Below are 23,330 nucleotides of genomic sequence, written 5' to 3'. Positions count from 1 at the left end.
GCCCGGAACCGAGACAACAAAGAATATATGACGCTCTTGGCCTGCCACATCATCCTGGCAGGATTATCAAGAGGACGATTCCGGCAAAATAAAAATTTGTAGTGCCATAGGAATAGTCAAAAAATAAGCAACTTGTTGTTTTTGCATAACTTTGACTTTTTATGTCACGAACTTGGGTTAGGACAATACAACTCAATATATGGTCTAAATAGTGACGGAAAAGGTTATCCTGTACTTAGAATGAATGAATTTAACGGAATCTTTACAGGAAGAGCCAATCAATATAGCGAAAAAATTTTTGATGATGACTTCGCCTTATACGCTCTAAAAAAAGGAGATATTTTAATCTGTCGTACTAACGGCAACCCTAAACTAGTTGGAAAATCTGCTTTAGTAGCCAAGGATTATCCATATGTTTATGAGTCCCATTTATTCAAAATACGACCAAATAGTAGTCTAATTAATTCTGAAACCCTTGCCGTCTATTTGAATACATTTAATGGAAAGCTCGAAATAGAAAAATTTTCAATGCAGGGAAATCAAGCCAATTTTAGCTTGGCTAAATTTAAAGAATTGAGAGTGCCGAAGTTTTCCCGAAAACTTAATCACATCATTGCAGGCATAGTAAATTTATCATTTTCTATGCTCACCAAATCAGAATACAGCTACCAAAAAGCCCAAACCCTCCTTCTTTCCGAACTCGGCTTAACCAACTGGCAACCCAAACACCACCTTTCCTTTGTCAAAAACTACTCTGAAACAGAACAGGCCGGACGGCTGGATGCGGAATATTTTCAACCGAAATATGAAGAGATAGTCAGGGCAATCCAAAACTATCAGGGCGGATACGATACGTTGGGCAATTTGCTGGAAATCCGAAAATGTGTTGAAGTAGGCTCTGAGGCGTACCTTGATGAAGGTATTCCTTTTGTACGGGTCAGTAATCTCAGCCCCTTTGAAATCACGGAAGAAAAATACATTTCGGAAAAACTGTATCGGGAAATCAGAAAGCATCAGCCGAAGCAGGGAGAAATTCTGTTCAGCAAAGACGCAACTCCTGGAATTGCATATTATCTGAATGATAAACCAAAGCAAATGATCCCTTCAGGCGGTATCCTTCGCTTGAAAATCAAAAACGAGGAGATTACCGGCGAATATCTGACCTTGGTACTGAATTCCATCTTGACAAAAGAGCAGATAAAACGGGATGTCGGGGGATCGGTGATTCTGCACTGGCGACCTGATCAGGTAAAGGAAACTGTTATCCCGCTTTTGTCCAGAGATAAGCAGAACGTAATCCAGCAAAAAGTCAATGAAGCATTCAATCTGCGCAAGCAGTCCAAACACCTGCTGGAATGCGCCAAACGCGCCGTGGAACTGGCGATTGAACAGGACGAACAGACTGCTATGGACTGGCTGGACAAGGAAACGCAGTCCCTGCAATAATCAGCAAACCCGATAACCATTGCTTTTATCCAGCAATATCTTTTAGACTAATAGGAAGGTATCGGGATAAAAAATCCAGTCCACGAAGGAAAAGGGTGAGCAATCGGCCCAGCTCGCACAACAGTTCCACCCGGTCAGTGAATTCATCCTCGTGGACCATCTCTTCGACCGGCCATATTTTGATCTCAGGTATTGTTAGCTCTTTTTGCCGCATCGAAATTCATCGCTGTTTCAATGCGCTGTAATTATTCATCTAAAAATTGTTTTCCGAGCTATTGGTAAACAAAGGAATGAAATAATTACTCCCGAATCTCCGAAAAATGTTATTGATGCCATCGTAATCCGAGGCATACATATCCTTCCGGTTGACAGCATACTCCAGCACCTCCTGGGTAAAGCCGCCAGTGGATATTAACCAGAAGCGGAGTTCCGCAGGCACGGATCGCCCTTCTTCCTCCAGCTGCTGACGAAAGGCCAGTGCTGCTGCTTCCAGCTTTTCCACCTGCGCTATACCCATAGGCTTCCGGGTGTACTTGCATTCGCAGAGCCAGACCCGGTCTTCTTTTCCTGCTTCCCTGCCGAGCACGTCAATCTGATACTCCGGGCTTGCCGATGCCTTGACCCGTTGCGACCTGACGTACTGAAACAGCGGTACCTCAACAATCTCCTCTGCTCTGCCGAACCAGGCACCGGGCAGCTGTTCATGGTTGAACTTGAGCATGGAGACTTCCGCAACCATTTCCAGAAATTTCCCTTTTAGAGTATTTATAACCCCCTGTTGACTCAGGTCAATCTCGTCCACACCCTCCAGATCCTGTTCGTAGACGAACTTGATAAAACGCATCAGGCAGATATCGTTGAAGGTGTAAAATTTCTCGGCTGTTCGATAAACCAGATCTGCTGCATAGAGCTTTTCGATTTTTTTTGCCACAGCCTTTTTCGCCACTCCGAGTTTGTCGGCAATGGCCTTGGTGTCTACAGGTTGATTATTATAACGGGTAAAATAATAGATAATCTTCTTGCCCAGCTCTGTATCATCATCCTGATTGATCAACTCCCGGTTATTGTCAAAATGGGTCCGCCAGAAGCCGTAGATCTTGCCGTTTTCGATCTCATAGCGAACGACTTGATCAACGGCCTGTTTATCCCGAAATTCTTTGGTCTCGCATTTGGAGGTAGCCAGACAGTAGAGATAATAGGGATGACCTCCTACCTGAGCACTGGCATACAGGGCCAGTTCTGGATTGATCATCCGTCTCCCGCCATAGTATTTGAGTGTGCTGTGCAGGAGCGTGGCCCCGTCCGGCACGGACAGCGGTTTTATGTAAATGAAGTCGAAGCGTCCGCCCAGGGGCCCGCCCATGACCGTTCTGAAAACCATCGTCACTGCGGAACCGGAAACCAGCATGGGTGCCTTGCGGCTCTGGGCCTGCCGGTCAAAGGTGTTGGCGAGCCGGATCGCACCTTGCCCGTCTGAACGGTCTTTAGTGTCCATCAATTCCTTGGGCATATTGTAGATGAAGAACTGCATGTCCTGGAATTCGTCAATAATCACAGCTACCCTAGTGCCTGAATGCGAACCGAGTCGTTCCGGCACACAGATGAAGCCATCCCAGTGCCCTCGGGCATCTTCCTCGGTGTGGGTGGTATAGCGCTCCAAAAACTCGTCTATATATTCCAAAGCCATACGGCTGGCTTTGTGGGTGGCTGGATAGGTCAAAAGCTTTTCCAGAGATACTGCCTGATTACTGAACAGGGCCGCATCCTGTTCGCAGTAGGCCAAGTACTGCCTGAAGAATGTGGTGGCATATATCAGAAGGAAGTCCCGTAAGGTGCTTTTTTCCCGCGTCATTTTAAAATAAAAGGGTGCAACCTGATATTCCGGCTTAAAGAATACAGTGTTCACCAGCCGATCAAGCAGCACGGTCTTGCCAATCCTGCGCGGTGCGATCAGGGCGGTGCTTGTTGCGCCCATACGCTGAATCGCGGCGACCCATTGGTCCAGCTCGCGCAGGAGTTCCACCCGGTCAGTGAATTCATCCTCGTGGACCATCTCTTCGACCGGCCATATTTTTATATCCGACATTTCTGGATTTCCTTTGTAACACTATGTTCTTACTTGACAGAAAAGCTAGGTCTGGTTTATTTCTGACCAGCGCATCCAGCAACAGGTTTTCATCCAGCGCAATATTGTACCTGACCCGCTGTTCGACGGCAACCATCAACCCTCCAGTACCGGCTTCTTTTCTCAGCCATTTTTTTCCTATCACAAGATCCTTTCTTCCTGACTATTTGCTTATCTAAGTTATTTTCCCTTGACAACCCTTTGTGGAATTAATTATTAAATAGTCTAACTATTATTCAATCAACATAAATGGGAACCTTTTTTGGTAGATCAACAAACGAGAGAACAGGCCGGGTATATTTTTTCCGTGGGCAAGATGCTTCGGAATCATATGCATAACAACCTGACCCGGCTGCATCTCAATGATCGCAGCATTGAAGGCTGCGATTTATCAATAGCTCAGATGAATTTATTGATGACTGTGCGGAGCAGTGATGACCTAACTCTCAGCAGGCTGGCTGAGCTGCTCAAGGTTTCTCCACCTTCAGTCTCTGTGATGGTGGAGCGTTTGGTGGAGCGTAAGATGTTGATCAGGACTCGTTCATCAAGGGATCGGCGGAAGGTCATTATCAGCTTAAGTCCAGAATCTGAGGAGCGGATTGACAAAATGGAAGAACAAATGCTGGCCTCCTTTATTGAGTTAGTGGAAGAGCTTGGCCCGGAAACAGCTCGGAAATGGGGCGAAGTCCTTGAGCGGGTGGAAGAGGTACTCCGTCGACAGAACAGACAAGGAAAAGAAACATGCAGCTAAAAAAAACAGGTTCAGTGCTTCTTCGTATCATCCTCTGCCTGCTGATCTTAGCAGGTGGGGTTATCGGTATGAAAAAGATGAAGAAGATGAAAAAGCCGCCGCAAAAGGTAGAGCGCAAAGAGCCAGCCTTGCCAGTCGAGGTTGTTCAGGTACAACCGGAAAAGGCCCCGGTGATTATTTCCGGCTATGGCGAGATCATCTCCCGAACTGAGGTCACCCTGCCTGCTGAAGTTGCAGGGCGCATCATCTTTGCTCATAAGGAACTCCAGACCGGGGCTGTCATCAAGAAAGGGGAGATCCTCTACAAGATTAATGAGCAGGATTTTCGTCTCAATCTGGAAATGGCCCAGGCCCGCCTGAAGAGTTTGACCCGTGATCTTGAGCTGGCCCGTAAGGAGTACCAGCGGGTCAGTAATCTCTATACACAGAAAAAGGTCGGCACCCAGTCCAGTGTGGAAAAGGGTGAGCAATCCGTCAATGCTATCAGAAATCAGATTATCCCGGTCAAGGAGAGTATTGCCCAGGCCAAGCTACAGTTAAGCCGTTGCGTTATCCGGGCACCTTTTACCGGTCGGGTCACTGAGCTTCATACAGAGCAGGATGAGTATGTGACACCGGGAAGAGATCTGCTCACCCTGACCGATGATAGCGACCTGGAGGTGCAGGTCTCTTTGGATAGCCGCGATGCTGTCAAATGGCTCCGTTTTAAGCCGCACACGCAGGAGGATCGTTCCTGGTTTGCTCTGCCAGAGGCAACTAATTGTACAGTTAGCTGGACAGAAAATGATGCAACAAAGGCAGAGGGGCGATTGGATCGGGTGGTTCGTTTTGATCCCCGCACCCGGAGCCTGACCGTGGCTGTCCGGCTTCAACCAGAGACAAGTTCTGCCTTCCCTCTGGTGCAAGGGATGTTTTGCCGGGTGGACATTGAGGGCCGATCCCTGGACAGGGTCTTTCTCTTGCCCCGGTCAGCAGTCAGCTTTGAGCAGACAGTGTATGTTACTCAAGAAAATCGTCTTCGTACCCGCAAGGTGGAGGTGGCCAGAGTTGAAGGAGGCACAGCCTTTATCACCAATGGCCTGGAACAAGGTGAGCAGGTTATCATTACCCGCCTGGAAAAACCTCTGGAAAACAGTTTGATCAGTATCAAGGAACCAGCCCCACAATCTGAGCAAAAGGCGGTGGAAGAATGAAGAAGATCCTTGCGGCCTTTGCCGGTAATACGGTTTTTGCCAATATTGTCCTCCTGTTGATCTTTGTCGGCGGTGGACTGGCCCTGAGCACCATGCGGCGGGAGACCTTTCCCCAGTTTTCCGTGGATAAAATCTCAGTGTCTGTGGCCTATCCTGGTGCTGACCCGGAAGAGGTGGAAGAGGGGATTATTCTCAAGGTGGAAGAAGCCCTGGAAGGGGTGGAGGGGATTAAGCAGTACACCACTTCGGCCCGGGAAAATGCAGGGACAGCCCTGGTGGATGTTCGGGAGGGGAGCAATATCAGTGAGGTGCTGGATGATGTTAAATCCAAGATAGATGCCATTTCCACCTTTCCGGTTGATGCGGAAAAGCCTGTGGTTACAGAAATCCTGATGCGCAACTCGGTGGTTCTGCTCTCTGTGTCCGGGGATATGGGGGAAAAACAGCTCAAGTCCTTTGCCGAGCAGATTCAGGATGAGATTCGCTTGCTGGATGGTATTTCCCAGGTAGAGGTCTTTGGTATCCGGGACAATGAAATATCTGTGGAGATCTCGGAAAAGCAGTTGCGCCGGTATAACCTCAGCTTTGAGCAGGTCTCCGAGGCTGTGCGTCGCTCCAGTATCAATCTGCACGGCGGGACCATCCGTACTGAGGGCGAAGAGATCCGGGTTCGTACTGTGGGCCGGAAATACACAGGTGCTGATCTGGCTGATATTGTTGTGCTGGCTGATACCTCTGGTGAACTCATTACCTTGGGGCGGTTGGCAGAAATCCGTGACGGTTTTACCGAAGACCCCATTGTCTCCTTAGTCAATGGCAAGCCTGCTGCCTTTGTCATGGTTTTTAAGACCGATGAGGAGGATGCGATCCAGATCTCGGATACAGTACAGAAATATATGAAAAACAGGCAACAACAGCTTCCTCCTGGTGTCCGCCTGGAAACCTTTAGCGATAATACCGAAGCCTTGCGGGCCCGGATGGATTTGTTGACCAGAAACGGTATCATTGGATTGGCCCTGGTCTTTTTTCTCCTCTGGCTCTTTCTTGATGTACGCCTTTCCTTTTGGGCTGGAATGGGGATTCCGGTCTCTCTGGCTGGCTCCCTGTTCATTATCTGGTACCTGGGCGAGACCCTGAATATGGTGTCTCTCTTTGCCTTTATCATGGTGCTCGGCGTGGTGGTGGATGATGCCATTGTGGTGGGTGAGGCCATTTATGTCCGACGCAAGGCAGGCCGACCGCCCCTGGCAGCGGCTGTGGAAGGGGCCATGGAAATCAGCATGCCTGTTGTTGCAGCGGTCACCACCTCTATTGTTGCCTTTATTCCCCTGGCCTTTGTAGGTGGGGTTATGGGAAAATTCATTGCCATTATGCCAGCGGTGGTTATCTCCAGCTTGCTGATCTCTCTGGCGGAATGTCTTTTTCTTTTGCCTGCTCATCTTAGCCATCTTCCTGATCTGAACAAACCGCCACGCCGCAGTCTCCTGTTTCAAATAGTGTCTTTTTCCTGGTTGCAGCGTATTATGCAAAGGGGATTAGAATTCTTTATTCATCGGCTCTATATACCTTTTCTTGGAGCAGTGCTCCATTTTCGTTATGTCTTTCTGGCCCTTGCTGTGGCGACGCTGCTGCTGGCTGTGGGCTTGGTTCAGGCCGGATTTGTTAAATTTCAGGTCTTTCCTACCCTGTCCAGCTTTGTGGTCACCTCCACAGTGGAGTTTCCCGAAGGTACGCCACCCACGGTCACAGAGCAGGCCTTGCAACGGATGGAAGAGAGTTTTATCCGGGTGGCTGAGCGCACGCCCACCCTGACCGGAGAGCCCATGATTAAGCGACGGATGAGCCTTCTGGGGCAAAGTCTGAGCAGAAACAGCGGAACCAAGGGGCCGCATCTGGGATCGGTTCAGTTTATTCTTCTGCCGCCAGAGGATTTGGGCGTGCATTCCAAAGATCTGCAAATCGCCTGGGAAGAGGAGATTGGTTCCATTGTCGGGGCAAAGTCCCTTGTCTTTGAAGGGGAAGCACACGGTCCTGGCGGTGCCGAGATTGAGATTTGGCTCCAGGGCAGTAAGATGGATGACATCCTGGCAGCCTCGGAAAAACTCCAGGAAAAGCTGCGGAGCTATGACGGGGTGATTCAGATTCGCTCTGATTTCTCTGCTGGCAAGAACGAGTTCCGCCTTCGCCTCAAGCCAGAGGCCCGTACCCTGGGGCTGACCGTGGAGGATCTGGCCCGCCAGGTCAATGCAGGGTTCTATGGCCGGGAGGCCTTTCGGGTACAGCGGGGCAAGGACGATGTCCGGGTGAAAGTGCGTTATACCAAGGAAGAGCGGAGCCGGGTTACGGACTTTGAGCAAATGCGGATTCGGACTGGAACAGGCCAGGAAATCCCCCTGCTTTCCGTTGCTGAAGTGGATTATGGTCCTGGCTTTTCCACTATTACCCGGACAGACGGGATGCGTCGGGTCGCAGTAACTGCGGATGTGGATTCCAAGCGAGCCAATTCCCAGGAGGTCTTTGCGGATTTGTCGGCAGGTTTTTTTCAAGAGCTTGAGGCTGATTATCCAGGTCTGCACGTCTCCCTCCAGGGTTCAAAGAAAGATATGCGCGAGTCTTTTTCCTCGCTCAAGGTAGGCTTTCCCATGGCTGTGCTGGGAATCTTTGTGATTGTGGCCACTATTTTCCGTTCTTATATCCAGCCCCTGGTTATCCTGGTCTCTATTCCCTTTGGCATTATTGGAGCAATTCTGGCCCATCTCCTGCTGGGGTATGATTTATCCATGATGTCTATGTTTGGTATGGTTGCCTTAACCGGTGTGGTGGTCAATGATGCCATTGTCTTGATTGAACGCATTAATGAAAATCTGGCTGAAGGCATGTCGTTTTTCAATGCGATACTTAAAGGCGGGGAACGCCGTTTCCGGGCTGTACTCCTGACTTCAATGTCCACGGTGGGTGGGCTTGCCCCCTTGATCCTGGAAAAGGATATGCAGGCTAAGTTCCTTATCCCCATGGCCTTGTCCCTGGCTGGCGGAGTGATCTGCGCCACCATTCTGACCCTGGTGCTGATTCCTGGTCTGCTGGCGATTGTCAATGATTGGCGTCGGGTGATCGGACGGATGAAGACCGGTATCTGGCTGGAGCGAGAGGCAGTGGAACCTGCTGCGGCCCGGCGGGTGGATCGGATGGGAGAGTGAGTTTTTCACACTGACTGAACCTGAAAAGAGGCCAGTATTGATCCGGAATCACGAAAAGTCTTGACGCATTCCGGCATTCCTCCGATAAAAAAATACTGCCGCAGTTCCGTCAGAACAGCCTGCTGGATAGACTCGGCAACCGTTTCCGGTGCTTGGCGCGTATATTCGGCTACAGTTTCTTTGCCTAGGGCGAGGAGGTACTCGTAAAAGGTCATCGGGTGCATGTACAGATACATCACAACTGTCCCTCGTCACCCGCATCCCCTGTACCACCACAACAGTTATACTTCCGTAAAAATAAGAATATACTGGTGGCATTCAAACTATCAGAAGATCGCGACATGGTAAACCGCACCAAAGCACCCAGCAACCCGTAAAAAACAGAAACAATGCCCACCAAAGAACGCTACATCAACCTCTCCACCGATTACGGGTTTAAAAAGATCTTCAGTGAAGAGTCGAACAAGAACCTGCTGCTGGATTTTCTCAACGAGTTGCTCAGAGAGGAACAGGGAGAAATCCGGGATCTGACCTACCTGAAGACAGAACAGCTCGGTGACACCGATATTGACCGCAAGGCGATATTCGATCTCTACTGTGAGAATGAACGAGGCGAAAAGTTCATTGTTGAGTTGCAAAAAAGCAAACAAAATCTCTTCAAAGACCGGGCACTTTATTACTCCACCTTTCCCATCTGCGAACAGGCGGAACGGGACGATTGGAATTTTCAGCTCAAGGCCGTCTATACAGTGGCTATCCTGGATTTTGTCTTTGACGAAGACAAAGATCAACCTGAAAAATACCGCTATGATGTTAAATTGAAAGACATTGACACCAATCGGGTGTTTTATAACAAGCTGACCTTCATCTACCTGGAAATGCCAAAATTCAGCAAAAACCTGGATGAGCTGAAGACCCGGTTTGACAAGTGGCTGTACGTTATCAGGAACCTGAACCAGCTGGAACGAATACCGGATACGCTCCGGGAGCAGGTGTTTGAGCAACTTTTTGATACTGCGGAGATTGCCCGCTTTACCCCGGATCAGGTGCGCTCCTATGAGAAGAGTCTGAAATATTACCGGGATCTGAAAAGCTCCCTTGATACGGCCTTTGATGAGGGGAAGGAAGAGGGGATAGAGATTGGGATGGAGAGCGGTAAAGAGATAGGGAAAGCAGAAGGCCAGCGCAAGATAGTTATCAACGGGCTGAAGCAAGGACTGAATAAAGTAGTGATAGCGTCTTTGACAGGTTTGTCGTTGGAGGCGATTGAGAAGATTGCGCAGAGTATCCATAAAGATAGATGATAATTTATGTTTGACAAACTCTTTTGAAAGTTTACAATATAAAATATAAACTTTTAATCGAATCAGGAGGGCATTATGCAGGCAACCAGCAAAGACTTACGATTTCACACCAAAAAAATTCTTGATGTGGCAAGAAGGGGTGAGGAAGTTATCATCACTTTTCACGGAAAGCCCTATGCCAGAATTGTTCCTCTTGACGAGCATGTAAACAAAGACAAACAGAACGAATTCTGCGGCATGTGGAAAGACCGGACTGATATGAACGATGTTGATGGATATGTTCGGAAGCTCAGGAAAGGCAGGTCATTTTGATTGTTGATACGGATGTACTGATCTGGTATTCAAGAGGTTATCAGAATGCGATAGATTTTCTCCACGGTCTTGATCGTTTCTCGCTGTCCGTGGTGACCTATATGGAAATTGTTCAGGGCATGAGAAACAAACAGGAACTCAAAGCATTTAACAAGGCATTGGGCATACTGAATGCTCAGGTCATTCAAATTGACGAACTCATCTCCACCAAAGCGATGTTCTATGTTGAGCAGTATGCCCTCAGCCATTCTATAGAACTGGCTGATGCGTTGATTGGTGCATCAGCAGTGATCAGGCAGCTTCCACTGATCACAGGAAACGATAAACATTATAAGCACCTGTCTGATATTGAAATTCAAAAATTTCTGATTGACGGCTGATTTCTCGTAAATAGGCGTAAATAGGGGGTCAGAGCCTGATTAATCAACTCATTTGCCACTTCTTCCAATACCCAAAACCATCGCAACTGTTTCCACGCCACCCACATCCCCTGCACCACCACAACAGGTGTACTTCCGTAAAAATAAGAATATAATGATAAAAAGATCCTCGGCGAAGAGCCGAACAAGAACCTTATGCGGGAGCAGCTTTTTGCTACTGCGGAGATTGCACGATTTACCGGGCTTGATCCTGAAATTGTAGAGGAATTAAAACGTTCATCTGCATCCACTCTGAAACCATGAATCAAGGCAGTGAAGTTTGGGTGGTAAGGCACTGGACTGGAAAGCGATAAAAAAAAATACGGATTCCTTTGTGCTGAAATTTTGTTGGGCCGCAACGAAAAATCTTGGGGAACCCTTATCTTTCGTATGTTTTTTGATGGGTTACAGGAAATTAATGCTTGTAATTTTGCAGAGCAATTTATATATGTACTAGTTATGTTTAGCTGATCAATTGCGGCATCAGCCAAATATACTATGTCAACCGCAGGCTGGATTGCAGTCCTGCACCAGGGCTTCGTAACAGGAGTCTGTTTTTTTTCAAGATGGTTTCGCAAAGAAACCGCGTAGCAAGGAGTATCACGATGGCAGAAGGGACAGTAAAATGGTTTAATGATTCCAAAGGATTTGGCTTTATTGAACAAGAAAATGGATCAGACGTTTTTGTTCATCACTCAGCAATCAGGGCTGATGGGTTCAGGAGTCTGCAGGAAGGTCAGCGTGTAATTTTTGATGTTGTTGACGGTGCCAAAGGGCCTGCCGCAGAAAATGTTATTGCTCAGTAAATAAGCTGGAACTTCCTTTCGTTCTTTCGTTGTAACGAAGACACACGCCAAATCAGGGGTGCAAGTCTTGCATTCCTGATCTTTTTTGGGCATGCATGCTTTTGACGCTCTCTCCTTTTAACCCACCTTTTTTTGATCATACGAAAGAATATTTTTTCCTGAAAAAGAAAACCACCTCGTAATTTTCTTGTTTTTAATTATATTATCTTTTTGGTATCAGTCAGTTTCGGTAATGTTGTTCTTCTCATGAACAACATTTTGGGATATCTTGCTGTGTAAATATTACTCTTGACACAGTAATGATTCTTAATTACCTTGAGAAGATAATAATAATTAACAGCAGGTGATCCGATGAAAGATATCCTACGAATGACCCACCAGCGGGAATTGATTCTTGAAGAGCTTGGAAATTGTCACAATCATCCAACTGCTGATGCATTGTACGAGCGCATTAAGAAGAAATTACCACGTATCAGCTTGGCAACAGTGTATAGAAATCTTGAAATTCTGTCCGAGGCCGGAATGATCAGGAAGCTGGAGATCAGCGGGCGTCAGAAACGATTTGATAAAGAAATCGACCAGCATGACCACGTATTCTGCGTGCAATGCCGACGCGTTGATGATATAAAATTTGATCAGAGCCGATTGGCTTCTTTGGGAGAGGATCAGAGTCTGGGGTATGCAATTTCAGGGTGTCGTGTGGAGTTTTTTGGCATTTGCCCGAAATGCCAGGCAAAGAATGAGAAGGAAGAGGCAGAGAAAAAGACGGATGCTTGTAAAGGGGAATGCTCAAAGAAATCTTGTAAGAAGAGTTTGTTGAGTGAACGGCAGCGTGAGGTGCTTGAGGTATTAGCAAAGTCAGATGATGCCAGTGCAAATAAAGATATTGCTGCTGCAACCTCACTGGAGCCGAAACAGATCAGTTGTCAGTTGACGGCTCTGAAAAAGAAAGGGTTTGTAACAAGCCCGGTTCGTTGCAAGTATGAAATAACCAAAGCCGGGAAAGCAGCACTGTAACAGATAACACGTTCGTAAAAGGAGAAACTAAAATTATGACTGCATTGCAAGGTTCCAGGACAGAAAAAAATATTCTGACAGCATTTGCCGGGGAGTCTCAGGCGAGAAATCGCTATTCGTTTGCAGCAAAAGTAGCGAAAAAAGAAGGATTGGTTCAAATAGCCAATATTTTCGAGAGAACTGCTGAACAGGAGCGAGCGCATGCCAAGAGCCTGTTTAAATTGCTGGAAGGAGGTGAGGTTGAAGTACAGGCTTCCTTTCCAGCCGGAACCATTGGGACAACAATGGAAAATCTTGAGGCTGCTGCTGCCGGTGAAGAGCATGAATATATGGAGATGTATCCAGATTTTGCCAAGGTTGCTAAGGAGGAGGGATTTTCTGCTATTGCTGATACCTTTCTGGCCATAGCCAGAGCAGAGAAGCAGCATGCAAAACAGTACCGGACTTTTATCGCCAATCTGCAAGAAGGGAAAGTCTTTAAGCGTGATGAAACAGTGACATGGTATTGCATAAAGTGTGGATTTTTACAAGAGAGTACAGAGGCTCCGAAAAAATGTGCGGCCTGTTCCCATCCACAAAGTTATTTTGAGCTTCTTGCCGAAAATTGGTAGGGTTACCCCTGTCTTTAAAGAGACGAATGTATGCAGATGGATATATAGCACATAAAGGAGGGCGGTATAATGAGCAGATTAGTTACAAAACAGGCACCTGATTTTACAGCAACTGCGGTTATGGGTGATGGATCGTTTAAAGAAGATTTTAAACTGTCTGATTATCGCGGCAAATACGTTGTTCTTTTCTTTTATCCTCTTGATTTTACCTTTGTTTGTCCCTCAGAAATTATAGCTTTTGATAAGGTTTTGGCGCAGTTTCATGATAAGAATTGTGAAGTTATCGGCGTTTCTGTTGATTCTCAATTCAGTCACTGGGCCTGGAGAAATACTTCTGTGAATAACGGCGGTATCGGCGAAGTACAATTCCCCTTGGTTGCTGATCTGGATAAGACTATATCCCGTCAGTACGGAGTGTTACTGGATATGGGCGTTGCCCTGCGTGGGACCTTTCTGATTGATAAGGAAGGTGTTGTTCGCCATGCAGTTGTGAATGATCTGCCCCTTGGTCGTTCTGTTGATGAGGCCCTGCGTATGGTTGATGCCCTGATCTTTCACGAAACCCATGGTGATGTTTGTCCGGCCAACTGGAAAGAAGGGGAAGATGCCATGACGCCGACAGCTGAAGGTGTTGCTGAATATTTGAGCAAAAACGCCGGATGACTCCCTGATGAATCTATGTAATAAATCTCAAGACAGGGTGTTGACAGGTTTCAGCCCGCTGTATAGTGTGTAACCGAGAATTTTGCAGGACGGACAACGGGTCTGTCTGCAATTCCAGAGCAAACAGTAAAAACGGAGGATAATGATGACCAAGAAGAACGAAGTGTATAAATGCCCCTTATGCGGTAATATCGTTCAGGTACTGCATACCGGTGCCGGTGAATTGGTGTGTTGCGGTCAACCTATGGAGCTGTTAACGGAAAACACCGTTGATGCAGCTCAGGAAAAACATATCCCGGTCGTTGAAAAAACAGATAATGGTTATAAGGTTACTGTCGGTTCTGTTGCCCATCCTATGGAAGAAAAACATTGGATTGAGTGGATTGAGCTGGTAACAGATACTACTGTCTGTCGAGCGGATTTAAAGCCGGGAGATGCGCCGGAAGCTGTTTTCTGTACAGAAGCTGATACTGTGACTGCACGGGCTTACTGCAATCTGCACGGGCTATGGAAATCATAATCAGGGTATAAACCGGGTTGACCGAATCTTCGGTCAACTGCTTTTCAAGAAGTCAGAAGGATATAAATATGGATACATATATATGTGAAGTCTGCGGGTATGAATACGACCCGGCAACGGGTGACCCTGACAATGATGTCCCTGCAGGGACAGCATGGGACAAGGTTCCAGAAGATTGGCTTTGTCCTGTTTGCGGTGCTGGTAAGGAAGCTTTTGAAGTAGCCTGATCCCTTTTTTCTTGTATCTTAGTATTGATAGCAGAAATAGCTTGGGTAGCTGTTGCTGCCCAAGCGGTTTGTTCTTTCAACGGAGATTGACAATTAAAAAGTGAAACTGTCACGGCGTCAATTTATTAAAAAATTAGGCGTTGGTGCCGGGTTAACGCTTCTCGGCAGTTATCCCTTTTTCATTGAAGGCAAGATTCTCCAGGTAAATGAATATAACATTCCGGTAAAAGGTTTACCCACTCATTTTAACGGGTTCCGAATAGCGCATATAACCGATGTTCATTATGGCCCTCTCGTCAGCAGAGCATTTGTACAAAAGGTTGTCAGGTTGGCAAATGATTGTGCCCCTGATGTTACGGTGTGTACCGGTGATTATGTACATGAAAGGAACGGAACCGGACAAATTGATATTGTCTGGCCTCTACTTGCAGAGCTGAAAGCAAAATATGGAGTTTTTTCAGTCTTGGGAAATCACGATCACTGGGCTGATTTTGATCGATCAGAATATTGGCTGAACGAAACAGGGCAGAATTTACGGCATCAATCTGTGAAGATTGTCAAAGGCGACCAGGAAATATGGCTTGGCGGTTCTGGAGATTTTTATGAAGACACTTTGCGGATTGATAATGCTTTCAGCGGGATTTCCGAGGATAAATGTAAAATATTGCTGACGCATAATCCGGATGCCGTCGATCAGTATTATACAACAAAAATTAATTTGGCAATCGCTGGCCATACTCATGGCGGCCAAGTGAATATACCGTTTGTCGGCCCTCCAATCTTGCCGGTACATAATAAGATGTACTCAAGCGGCTATATAACAACCCGGAAAACAAATATATTTATAAGCAGGGGGATCGGGTGGGCAATTCTACCTGTACGGTTTAATTGTTTTCCTGAAGTGGCAATACTCCATTTAACCGATGTGTAACTATCTGATATTCACTAAATAAGTGCATTTGGTTGATCTGCCTTACATAACGTGCCAGCTTTCCAGCAAGAAAAGAGGAAAGAATGCTTCAAAAAACAATTACACCTGATATTTACAGTAAACTCGGTGAAATCGGGTTTGATAAAGATGAGATAAATATCATTCAGATAGTCCATGAATTAAAAAGCAGGAGCTATTCAATTGATATAAAAAAATTGATTCACCAAGTTGCTTTTGAGAACCTGTCAAAAGGGATAGTTGAAACATTTGAAAAAAATCAATGGAGCGAAGAAGATTTTTCTGAAATCGTTGAGCGTATCAGGAATGAGAAGAAAAATACTATAATATATTGAAAGATATAGAATTTACAAAAGTCAAAGTGATCAGGGCGAAGCATTTATTGGAAAAATTGTCACCGTCATAAAAACAGGTAGCGCAGTACCATCATTTTAATTGCCTTGCTCAGCATTGAATTTTTTCGATCCGCCCCTTGCATCAAGTTCCTTATACAATCTTACAACTCTGTCATCAAACCTTCATAGAGCCTGCGTTTGAAAAATGGCTAAAAATAACATGCAACAGGAGAATTGACTCGTGAATCCTATTGAACTGACAAAAAACGTCTACTGGGTCGGTGCCATTGATTGGATGACCAGAGATTTTCACGGTTATTCCACTGAACGTGGTACGACCTATAATGCCTACCTGATTATTGATGAAAAGGTTACGCTGATTGACACGGTAAAAGAAGGGTACCGCCGTGAATTGATGCATCGTATCCGTAATATTATTGACCCGAAAAAGATTGATTATATGGTGGTCAATCATGTGGAAATGGACCATTCAGGAGTACTGCCTGAAGTGATTCGGGAGATTGAGCCGGAAAAGGTTATTTGTTCCAAAATGGGCCATAAGGCCCTGATGAAGCATTTTCACGAGGCAGATTGGCCCTACCATGTTGTCACCCCTGGTGAAGAGTTGAGTGTGGGTGAGAAGACCCTGAGCTTTGTGGAGACCCGGATGCTGCACTGGCCGGACTCTATGTTTACGTACCTGAAAGAAGATCAAATCCTCTTTTCCAGTGATGCCTTTGGTGAACATCTCGCAACCAGTGAGCGTTTTGACGATGAAGTGAATCAGGATGTCCTCATGTATGAGGCAACCAAGTACTATGCCAATATTCTGACCCTGTACTCACCTCTTGTGAAAAAACTTATCAAACAGGTCGAGGAGATGCACCTGCCCATTAAGATGATTGCTCCGGATCATGGGGTGGTCTGGCGAAAAAATCCAGGAAAAATTCTGGATGCCTACTCTCGCTGGTGCGTAAATGAAGGCAACGGCAAGGCCCTGGTTATTTATGACAGTATGTGGCATTCCACTGAAATGATGGCGAAATCTATTGCTTCAGGGCTTCTGGAGAAAGGAATACATTATAAGCTGATCAATCTTCAGGTGAATCATCGCAGTAATGTTATGTGTGATGTGCTTGAAGCCAGTGCAATTATTCTTGGATGCCCAACCCTGAATAATGGTATGTTGCCGAGAATGGCTGGTTTCCTTATGTATATGCGGGGCCTGCGGCCAACCAATAAGATAGGGGCTGCTTTTGGCTCTTTTGGCTGGTCAGGTGAGGCCGTCAAGCTGATGAATACAGCCATGAAGGAAATGAATTTTACCTTAGCACATAAGGGTCTCAAGGTGCAGTATGTACCTGAGCATGGTCACTTGAAAGAATGCGTAGAACTCGGTCATACAGTGGGGCAGGCCTTGATTGATAGTCAGGAAGGGAAAGAGGTGGAATCTGTTATTTGATCGCCTGCCTCTTTGTCTTTTTTGTTCTCCCGGCCTGTTGAGCCGGGATGCATCCTATTTTTAGTGTATTGTTCACCATAACACAGGAGAAAACACATGAAGATCACAATAGATAAAAATGTTGTTGAGTGTACGATGGAAAATCCCCAGGAGACTGCTGACATGGAGGTGCTTTGGCGTCTGTTGGTCGACTGTGTGGCGGATAATAAACGGATGGAACCCATTGGTGAATATATTCCAGCCAAGAGCAATGTAGCCCGCTTCGTTATTGAGGGTGTGTCAGCAAAGACCGTGTATACTGACGATCAGGTCCAGGAGGAATGTACGGTTGTCTGTCGGATCTGTAATAAGTATTCCCATCTCAAACCAGGTGATTCCGTACCGGTTTGTTGTGGTAAGCCGATGGAAGATGTGGATTAACAGGGTATCATATCTCCATTCGGTACGGTAGGGGCGAATCTTGTATTCGCCCTTGGGGCAGACAACAAGGGTGATCACAAGGATCGCCCCCTACAACAGCCAGTATGATATTATAAGGTCAAACGTCCATCTCCATCGCCATCCCCTGCTGCAGCCTCCTGTTCCTCCAGCACCCGTTGAAAAATAGCTGCGGCCATTTCATTGTATTTTTTAACGTCATCCATCTTTCGTTGCCGTTCACAGAGCTTTGCCAGTTCCTGATAGATGCTGCCCACTGCCGGATGATCCTTGCCCCGTAATTTTTGGGTCACAGCCAAGGCCTGTTTATAATATTTTTCTGATTCATCGTACTTACCGCAGATCCGGTATGCTTCACCGACGTTATTACAGATGATGATAATACCTGCCAAATCCGGAGCAGGAGAGTTCTTTTTTATTTTTAAGAGCTGCTCAAATAAGGGGATAGCATCTGCTTCACCTTCCAGCTCCATATGCAGACGGGCCAATTTATCCAATACATCCGCCAGAAGAATAGGATCGCCACTTTTTTTGATGATGGTCAGGGCTTTTTTGTAGGGTTCTTCAGCCTCTTCATATTTGCCTTGGCTTTCGTTGAGAAGGCCGATCTGGTACCAGCTGATTCCCATTTCAAGGTGATCCTTGCCCACCAGCTTTTCCAGGCTTGCCATAGCCTTTTTATAATAGGCATCAGCCTGTTTATGCTGCCCAAAGAGTGCTGCACTGTAGGCCACTTCCCGACGGGTTACAGCCAGTTCCACAGAATCTTTTTTTTGGCGGACCAGGAGTTTTTCCAGGGCCATAAAGCGCATTAATGCTTTCTTATGTTGGTACATCTTGCGAGCCAGCAGGCCTGCTGCCCGGAGATAATGGGGATTGCCCTTGTCCAGTTCAACGGCCTTGTCAAAGCGGACCATTGCCCGTGGAAAGTCCATTCGGCATTCTGCCAGTCGACCACTGTGAAAAGCAGCAAAGGCCCCACCTTTTCCTCCTTTGCCAATGACCTTATCCAGTACCTGTTCCGCTTCCAGAGTACTGTCCTTGGTGCATACGCTTGTTGCAGCCCGATTGTAAAGCGTTTCTCCCAGCATTTTTTGCATTTTATCCAGAGCTGTCAAGGCTCCCTTGCGGCAGCTGACTTCGTGCTGATAGCCCTGTTTAATAAAGGTCAGGGCTTCGGTCAGGCTGACAACCACCAGCTGGAGTCGTTCCCGCTTGCTTTCTTCTTGGTTTTCCATGGCAGCAGTTACTGCCTGAAGGAATTTCTTTTTTTGGTTCACCAATCGCTGGGTGTAGGTCTTAGGCGACAATGCTACAGTATGTTTTGACACGGTGTGAACTCCTCCTTAACTCCGGTAGCAGTTCCAATCCATTATGCTGTTATGGCTGTCTGCTGGAATCTGGCTTTTTAAACGTATTATCTGGGAAAATCTCAATATTAAAGGTATAGCAGACCTCCTGATCAAGAACAAGAGAATCTTTTTCTGTTGACGCATTCTCCAGCACAGGCTAATCATGGAGACTATTAGGATATTGTACAAGAAAACAGAGAATATGCCAATTACCATGCCTGTAAAAAATACTGCACTATCACCGTATACCCTTTTTCATCAATCAAGTGAATGTCCGGCCCGTTGTGGTCAGGTCAAGACCCTGCACGGAACCTTTGAAACCCCGGTCTTTATGCCAGTCGGGACCTTGGGCACAGTAAAGGCGGTGACTCCAGAGGATCTGCACGAACTGGGTGCCCAAATTATCCTGGGCAACACCTATCATCTCTTTATCCGTCCTGGTCATGAACTGGTTCGTCGCTCTGGTGGTCTGCATGATTTCATGCATTGGGATAAGCCCATTCTGACGGATTCTGGTGGCTTTCAGATCTTCAGCCTCAAGGAGTTGGCTCAAATTACCGAAGAGGGCGCCACCTTCCGATCCCATATGGACGGGGCCAAACTTTTTCTCAGCCCGGAAAAAGTGGTTGAAGTCCAGGAGGCCCTGGGAGCAGATATCATGATGGTTCTGGATACCTGTATTCCCTATCCTGCCACTCTGGATGAGGCGCAAAAGGCCACAGCTCTGACCGCCCGCTGGGCCAAACGCTGTCGGGAAGCCCAGAAGGACACAGGTCAGTTGCTCTTTGGTATCCTGCAAGGGGGAATGTACCCGGAGCTGCGCAAACCAGCAGCAGAAGAGTTGATTGAGATCGGCTTTGACGGCTATGCAATGGGTGGTCTCTCCGTGGGTGAGCCGAAAGAGTTGATGCATGAAATGCTGGACGCCTCGGTCCATCTTCTGCCGGACAGCCATCCCAAATACCTCATGGGGGTAGGGACGCCAGAGGACCTGGTGGAAGGGGTCTATCGGGGCGTGGATATGTTTGATTGTGTCATGCCCACCCGTAATGCCCGCAATGGAATGCTCTTTACTTCACAGGGAAGAGTTGTTATAAAAAATAGTCGATACCGGGAAGATCAGTGGCCTCTGGATGAGCAATGTACTTGTTATACCTGCCGCCATTATTCCCGTGCCTATCTGCGTCATCTTTTTCAATGCCGGGAGATCCTGGCCTATCAGTTGAACAGTATCCATAACCTGCATTATTACTGCACGTTGATGGCTGATATGCGGCAAGCAATTATGGAAGATCGCTTTGTCGAGTTTCGGCGCAATTTTTATGCACAGCGGGAAAACCCGCTTTAACCACGAGAAAAATTATTTTTTGGAGGATTTATTTCCATGATTGGAGTCGCTTACGCACAGGGAGCCGCCGCTGCACCGCCTGGTGGTGGATTTGCTCAGTTTGTTCCGCTCATTCTGATTTTTATTGTTTTTTACTTCCTGCTCATCCGTCCCCAGCAGAAAAAGGCCAAGGAGCAACAGGACTTTCTGGCTAACCTGAAAAAAGGGGATAAGGTGATGACCGGAGGTGGTGTTCACGGCAAGATCACCGGTCTGACTGACAGTGCTGTGACTCTGGAGATCTCTGAAGGAGTCAGGATTAAAGTCCATCGCGGCTATATCCTTGCTATCCCCCCGGTGGAAGACAAGCAGGCAGCCCCGGCCAAGAAGGGGTGAGGCATTAATGGGTGTTGATGCCTCTTCATAGGTTATGAAGAAGAAAAAGGCCGCAGCTTCTGTGATGATGCAGGACTGCGGTTTTTTTATCCTGCGTTACTGAAGGATGTAATCTCTCTGATTGTCCTTCTTATTTAAACGTAAAATGTTCAGGTTAAGAGTTATGAAAATTTTTTTTTTGTTCACCCTGTTGTTCTGTATCCCTGGTGTGTTTTCTGTCCAGGCAAGACAACCCGATGTTATTGATAATATTACTGTCAATAATAACCTTAGTACCGTTACTTCTATTGACCCCGTAAATCCCCCTGACCCTGTAAATCCCTTTGCCATGAACACCGGGGATGTGGAGTTTGATCAATTTCTCTTTCATTTGGAGACTGCGGTGAGTCCCCGGACCGACGTTTATATCGAAGATCTTCATACAGTGTTCAGTGTTCCAGTGAGAAAGATTAATCAATTGATCCGTACGCAAAATATGTCGCCAGCAGATGTCCTGCTTGTCCTTCAACTGGCAAGGATGAATGGAGTACCTCTGAGAAAGATTCTTAACCATTATAAGCAACATCGTCCCCAGGGTTGGCAGGCTATTTTTCGTTCTTTTGATATTTATCCTGGGTCTCGGTTTTTTATCATCCTGCAGCAGGAGATGCCCACAGTTGTTATTCGCTACGTTGAGCAATGGTCTAAGGGGCCAAAAAAGTGGAAGGGGTCTAAAAAGAAAAAAGGATCGAAAAAGAAAGGTTCAAAGAGAAAGGGGTCAAAGGAAAAGGGATCAAAGGGAAGCAGATAATCCTGGTGTTTGGGAAATTATGTTCTCATGCGACGATTTTTTTATGACTCCAGTATGCAGGAGAGTGCCGGGCAGATCCTGATTACTGGCCCGGAGGCCCATCACATCAGAAATGTTCTGCGGATGCAGCCTGGCGATTGCGCAGAACTTTTTGATGGCAAAGGGGCTATTATTACAGGTGAGATCGGTCGGGTCAGCGCCAAAGAGGTGGTCTTTGAGGTGCTGTCCCGGACCGATGCAGCGGATGCCGGGGTGCCTCTGACCTTGGCCCAGGCCGTGATCAAGGGGAAGAAGATGGATCTGGTGATCCAGAAGGCAACGGAATTGGGGGTGGATACCTTTGTGCCGGTGCTTACCCGCTATTGCGAAAATTCGGGTCGGGCTGGCAAGCAGCTTGAGCGCTGGCAACGGATCATGCTGGAGGCTTGTAAGCAATGCCGGAGGCCGATTCCTATGCAGATCTGTGCGCCTACGAAATTACAGGACCTTTCCTTTCCAGAAGGGGGGCATACAATTATGCCCTGGGAGAACGAGACGGGTATGCCTTTTTCCGCTCTTGAGCTGGATGATGGTCAGCCGGTGCTGGTGCTGATTGGGCCAGAAGGTGGCTTTCATCCATCTGAGGTTGCTTATGCGGAGGAAGTTGGGTTCAGGACGATTTCGCTTGGGCCGCGTATTCTGCGGGCGGAGACTGCTGCCTTGGCTGCTGTGGTGTTGGCGCAGCAGGGGATGGGGAATTTGTGATTACTAACTTGCTATCTTGTTGTATATATCACCTTTTTCTTAGAGAGATATGATCTGAAGTGGAGAATATGGTAAAAAGGATAAGCCCTCTAAAAATATTTGAGCAAGCAACCTATGGGAAAAGCTATTCCACTCACCGGTATTGCTGTGAGTCAGATTTGATTCCTGAGCCTTTCCATAAAAAAGAAAAAGATTTCGTCTTCGATAAGTATGGTGAGACTGAGAGGCATAAGAAGTCGATTGACCTGCGGAGGTCTCTTGAGACAGTCTCTAAGTTGAAAGTTCCCTTATTTTCTTTTTTTCTTGATGGTTCCCGTCGAGTCTACAAGTTAGACGATATCGAATATAATAATCGAGTTTATCCAATATTTCTTGGTCAAATCGGTGCATCTTGTTGTCGGCGTAACCTTGAAGGATATATCAAGAATTTTCGTACTAATAATAGACTGATACTTGCTGTTCCTGCGATTGCTGACCCGGATGGCGGTCATAAAAGTAAATTTTTCGAAAAATTATGTGAAAAAATAAATGCCGAGTCCTCATTAAAACCTCTTAACCTTTCTCCTCTCCATAAAATTATTTCTTACCGTGACTCGAAAAACAGCGATTATGCTGATCTGGCTATATCAAAATTACATGATGAAATGCTGGATATGGAAAAGGAGTTTGTAAACTGGCTGGTGAAAGAAGAACGGGTTTTAAAACCTGGCAACATGCTGATTAAAGATGGATCGCTTGAATATAAAAATATCAAGCGGGGATCATTCAAGGATATTTCGCAGTTGAAAAGTAACTATAATTGTGTAGTTGGTGTTTCCACAGGCCCCTGACAGCCTTTCTGTAAAATGGACATAAGGCGCAATAACCCGACAGCCCTCAGGTTGGAGGCTCTCTCAGGCTCACGTTAATCAGCTTACCGTTACGTTGTATACCCAGAGCTGTTAAC

28 protein-coding genes are annotated in these 23,330 nt (G+C 46.6%); 22 read left to right on the top strand and 6 right to left on the bottom strand.

The window, feature by feature from the left end; genetic code table 11:
* Positions 1-141 precede the first annotated feature (141 nt).
* A complete protein-coding gene (locus tag L2082_RS10275; RefSeq protein WP_446008264.1) occupies positions 142-1,446 on the top strand; it encodes a restriction endonuclease subunit S in 1,305 nt (434 codons plus the stop codon).
* A gap of 25 nt (positions 1,447-1,471) precedes the next feature.
* Here the strand turns inward: L2082_RS10275 and L2082_RS10270 are convergent, their stop codons facing one another.
* From L2082_RS10270 to L2082_RS10260, 3 genes are read right to left on the bottom strand one after another with little or no spacing between them, the layout of a single operon-like run.
* A complete protein-coding gene (locus L2082_RS10270) occupies positions 1,472-1,660 on the bottom strand; it encodes a hypothetical protein (protein ID WP_446008263.1) in 189 nt (62 codons plus the stop codon).
* Positions 1,661-1,699: 39 nt separating this feature from the next.
* Complete coding sequence (locus L2082_RS10265; protein WP_446008262.1) at positions 1,700-3,532, bottom strand: hypothetical protein; 1,833 nt, start codon at positions 3,530-3,532, stop codon at positions 1,700-1,702.
* Positions 3,483-3,716: a hypothetical protein gene (locus L2082_RS10260; RefSeq protein WP_446008261.1), complete on the bottom strand. Its 234-nt coding sequence runs from the start codon at positions 3,714-3,716 to the stop codon at positions 3,483-3,485. Before L2082_RS10260 ends, L2082_RS10265 begins: the two co-directional genes overlap by 50 nt.
* A gap of 117 nt (positions 3,717-3,833) precedes the next feature.
* Here L2082_RS10260 and L2082_RS10255 point away from each other — a divergent pair, with 117 nt between their 5' ends.
* Genes L2082_RS10255 through L2082_RS10245 form a run of 3 tightly spaced genes read left to right on the top strand, consistent with a single transcriptional unit; the run spans position 3,834 to position 8,712 of the window.
* A complete protein-coding gene (locus tag L2082_RS10255; protein WP_446008260.1) occupies positions 3,834-4,322 on the top strand; it encodes a MarR family winged helix-turn-helix transcriptional regulator in 489 nt (162 codons plus the stop codon).
* Positions 4,313-5,515 (top strand): efflux RND transporter periplasmic adaptor subunit, encoded by a 1,203-nt coding sequence (locus L2082_RS10250; protein WP_446008259.1) that lies wholly within the window; start codon positions 4,313-4,315, stop codon positions 5,513-5,515. The genes L2082_RS10255 and L2082_RS10250 overlap by 10 nt, the downstream gene beginning before the upstream one ends.
* A complete protein-coding gene (locus tag L2082_RS10245) occupies positions 5,512-8,712 on the top strand; it encodes an efflux RND transporter permease subunit (protein ID WP_446008258.1) in 3,201 nt (1,066 codons plus the stop codon). Before L2082_RS10250 ends, L2082_RS10245 begins: the two co-directional genes overlap by 4 nt.
* Before the next feature lie 5 nt (positions 8,713-8,717).
* Here L2082_RS10245 and L2082_RS10240 read toward each other — a convergent pair whose 3' ends face one another.
* Positions 8,718-8,951 (bottom strand): hypothetical protein, encoded by a 234-nt coding sequence (locus tag L2082_RS10240; RefSeq protein ID WP_446008257.1) that lies wholly within the window; start codon positions 8,949-8,951, stop codon positions 8,718-8,720.
* Between the two features lie 150 nt (positions 8,952-9,101).
* Here L2082_RS10240 and L2082_RS10235 point away from each other — a divergent pair, with 150 nt between their 5' ends.
* From L2082_RS10235 to L2082_RS10225, 3 genes are all read left to right on the top strand, one after another.
* Positions 9,102-10,016: an Rpn family recombination-promoting nuclease/putative transposase gene (locus L2082_RS10235; RefSeq protein ID WP_446008256.1), complete on the top strand. Its 915-nt coding sequence runs from the start codon at positions 9,102-9,104 to the stop codon at positions 10,014-10,016.
* Between the two features lie 75 nt (positions 10,017-10,091).
* Entirely contained in the window at positions 10,092-10,328 is a 237-nt protein-coding gene (locus L2082_RS10230) for a type II toxin-antitoxin system Phd/YefM family antitoxin (RefSeq protein WP_446008255.1), read from the top strand.
* Complete coding sequence (locus L2082_RS10225) at positions 10,325-10,708, top strand: PIN domain-containing protein (RefSeq protein ID WP_446008254.1); 384 nt, start codon at positions 10,325-10,327, stop codon at positions 10,706-10,708. The genes L2082_RS10230 and L2082_RS10225 overlap by 4 nt, the downstream gene beginning before the upstream one ends.
* Here L2082_RS10225 and L2082_RS10220 read toward each other — a convergent pair.
* Positions 10,684-11,238: a hypothetical protein gene (locus tag L2082_RS10220; RefSeq protein WP_446008253.1), complete on the bottom strand. Its 555-nt coding sequence runs from the start codon at positions 11,236-11,238 to the stop codon at positions 10,684-10,686. The two genes, L2082_RS10225 and L2082_RS10220, sit on opposite strands and share 25 nt — an antisense overlap.
* A 114-nt stretch (positions 11,239-11,352) precedes the next feature.
* On the opposite strand from L2082_RS10220, the gene L2082_RS10215 reads away from it, so the two are divergent.
* The 10 genes from L2082_RS10215 (at position 11,353) to L2082_RS10170 (ending at position 17,757) form a co-directional block, all read left to right on the top strand.
* A complete protein-coding gene (locus tag L2082_RS10215) occupies positions 11,353-11,553 on the top strand; it encodes a cold-shock protein (protein ID WP_446008252.1) in 201 nt (66 codons plus the stop codon).
* A gap of 351 nt (positions 11,554-11,904) precedes the next feature.
* Positions 11,905-12,570: a transcriptional repressor gene (locus tag L2082_RS10210; protein ID WP_446008251.1), complete on the top strand. Its 666-nt coding sequence runs from the start codon at positions 11,905-11,907 to the stop codon at positions 12,568-12,570.
* Between the two features lie 35 nt (positions 12,571-12,605).
* On the top strand, positions 12,606-13,181 hold the full coding sequence (gene rbr, locus L2082_RS10205) for a rubrerythrin (protein ID WP_446008250.1): 576 nt from the start codon (positions 12,606-12,608) through the stop codon (positions 13,179-13,181).
* 69 nt (positions 13,182-13,250) lie between these two features.
* A complete protein-coding gene (locus L2082_RS10200; protein ID WP_446008249.1) occupies positions 13,251-13,844 on the top strand; it encodes a redoxin domain-containing protein in 594 nt (197 codons plus the stop codon).
* A gap of 145 nt (positions 13,845-13,989) precedes the next feature.
* Positions 13,990-14,364, top strand: coding sequence for a desulfoferrodoxin (locus L2082_RS10195; protein WP_446008265.1), 375 nt, complete (start codon positions 13,990-13,992; stop codon positions 14,362-14,364).
* 68 nt (positions 14,365-14,432) lie between these two features.
* Positions 14,433-14,591, top strand: coding sequence for a rubredoxin (locus L2082_RS10190; RefSeq protein WP_446008248.1), 159 nt, complete (start codon positions 14,433-14,435; stop codon positions 14,589-14,591).
* Positions 14,592-14,691: 100 nt separating this feature from the next.
* Positions 14,692-15,522 carry a metallophosphoesterase gene (locus tag L2082_RS10185; RefSeq protein ID WP_446008247.1) on the top strand — a complete coding sequence of 277 codons (831 nt, stop codon included), beginning with the start codon at positions 14,692-14,694 and terminating at the stop codon, positions 15,520-15,522.
* Positions 15,523-15,605: 83 nt separating this feature from the next.
* Complete coding sequence (locus L2082_RS10180) at positions 15,606-15,875, top strand: hypothetical protein (protein ID WP_446011709.1); 270 nt, start codon at positions 15,606-15,608, stop codon at positions 15,873-15,875.
* Between the two features lie 241 nt (positions 15,876-16,116).
* Positions 16,117-17,337 carry an FprA family A-type flavoprotein gene (locus L2082_RS10175; RefSeq protein WP_446008245.1) on the top strand — a complete coding sequence of 407 codons (1,221 nt, stop codon included), beginning with the start codon at positions 16,117-16,119 and terminating at the stop codon, positions 17,335-17,337.
* Positions 17,338-17,433: 96 nt separating this feature from the next.
* Complete coding sequence (locus L2082_RS10170; RefSeq protein WP_446008244.1) at positions 17,434-17,757, top strand: hypothetical protein; 324 nt, start codon at positions 17,434-17,436, stop codon at positions 17,755-17,757.
* A 110-nt stretch (positions 17,758-17,867) separates the two neighbouring features.
* Here the strand turns inward: L2082_RS10170 and L2082_RS10165 are convergent, their stop codons facing one another.
* Positions 17,868-19,106: a tetratricopeptide repeat protein gene (locus tag L2082_RS10165; protein WP_446008243.1), complete on the bottom strand. Its 1,239-nt coding sequence runs from the start codon at positions 19,104-19,106 to the stop codon at positions 17,868-17,870.
* Between the two features lie 235 nt (positions 19,107-19,341).
* On the opposite strand from L2082_RS10165, the gene tgt reads away from it, so the two are divergent.
* From tgt to L2082_RS10140, 5 genes are all read left to right on the top strand, one after another.
* Complete coding sequence (gene tgt / locus L2082_RS10160; protein WP_446011708.1) at positions 19,342-20,475, top strand: tRNA guanosine(34) transglycosylase Tgt; 1,134 nt, start codon at positions 19,342-19,344, stop codon at positions 20,473-20,475.
* Between the two features lie 36 nt (positions 20,476-20,511).
* A complete protein-coding gene (yajC, locus tag L2082_RS10155) occupies positions 20,512-20,850 on the top strand; it encodes a preprotein translocase subunit YajC (RefSeq protein WP_446008241.1) in 339 nt (112 codons plus the stop codon).
* A gap of 163 nt (positions 20,851-21,013) precedes the next feature.
* Positions 21,014-21,640: a hypothetical protein gene (locus tag L2082_RS10150; RefSeq protein WP_446008240.1), complete on the top strand. Its 627-nt coding sequence runs from the start codon at positions 21,014-21,016 to the stop codon at positions 21,638-21,640.
* Positions 21,641-21,667: 27 nt separating this feature from the next.
* A complete protein-coding gene (locus L2082_RS10145) occupies positions 21,668-22,384 on the top strand; it encodes a 16S rRNA (uracil(1498)-N(3))-methyltransferase (protein WP_446008239.1) in 717 nt (238 codons plus the stop codon).
* A gap of 68 nt (positions 22,385-22,452) precedes the next feature.
* Positions 22,453-23,214: a hypothetical protein gene (locus L2082_RS10140; protein ID WP_446011707.1), complete on the top strand. Its 762-nt coding sequence runs from the start codon at positions 22,453-22,455 to the stop codon at positions 23,212-23,214.
* Positions 23,215-23,330 lie beyond the last annotated feature (116 nt).

The organism is Candidatus Electrothrix sp., assembly GCF_052785085.1.
The sequence above is the reverse complement of the archived record's forward strand: the minus strand, read 5'-3'. Positions and strand labels throughout refer to the sequence as shown.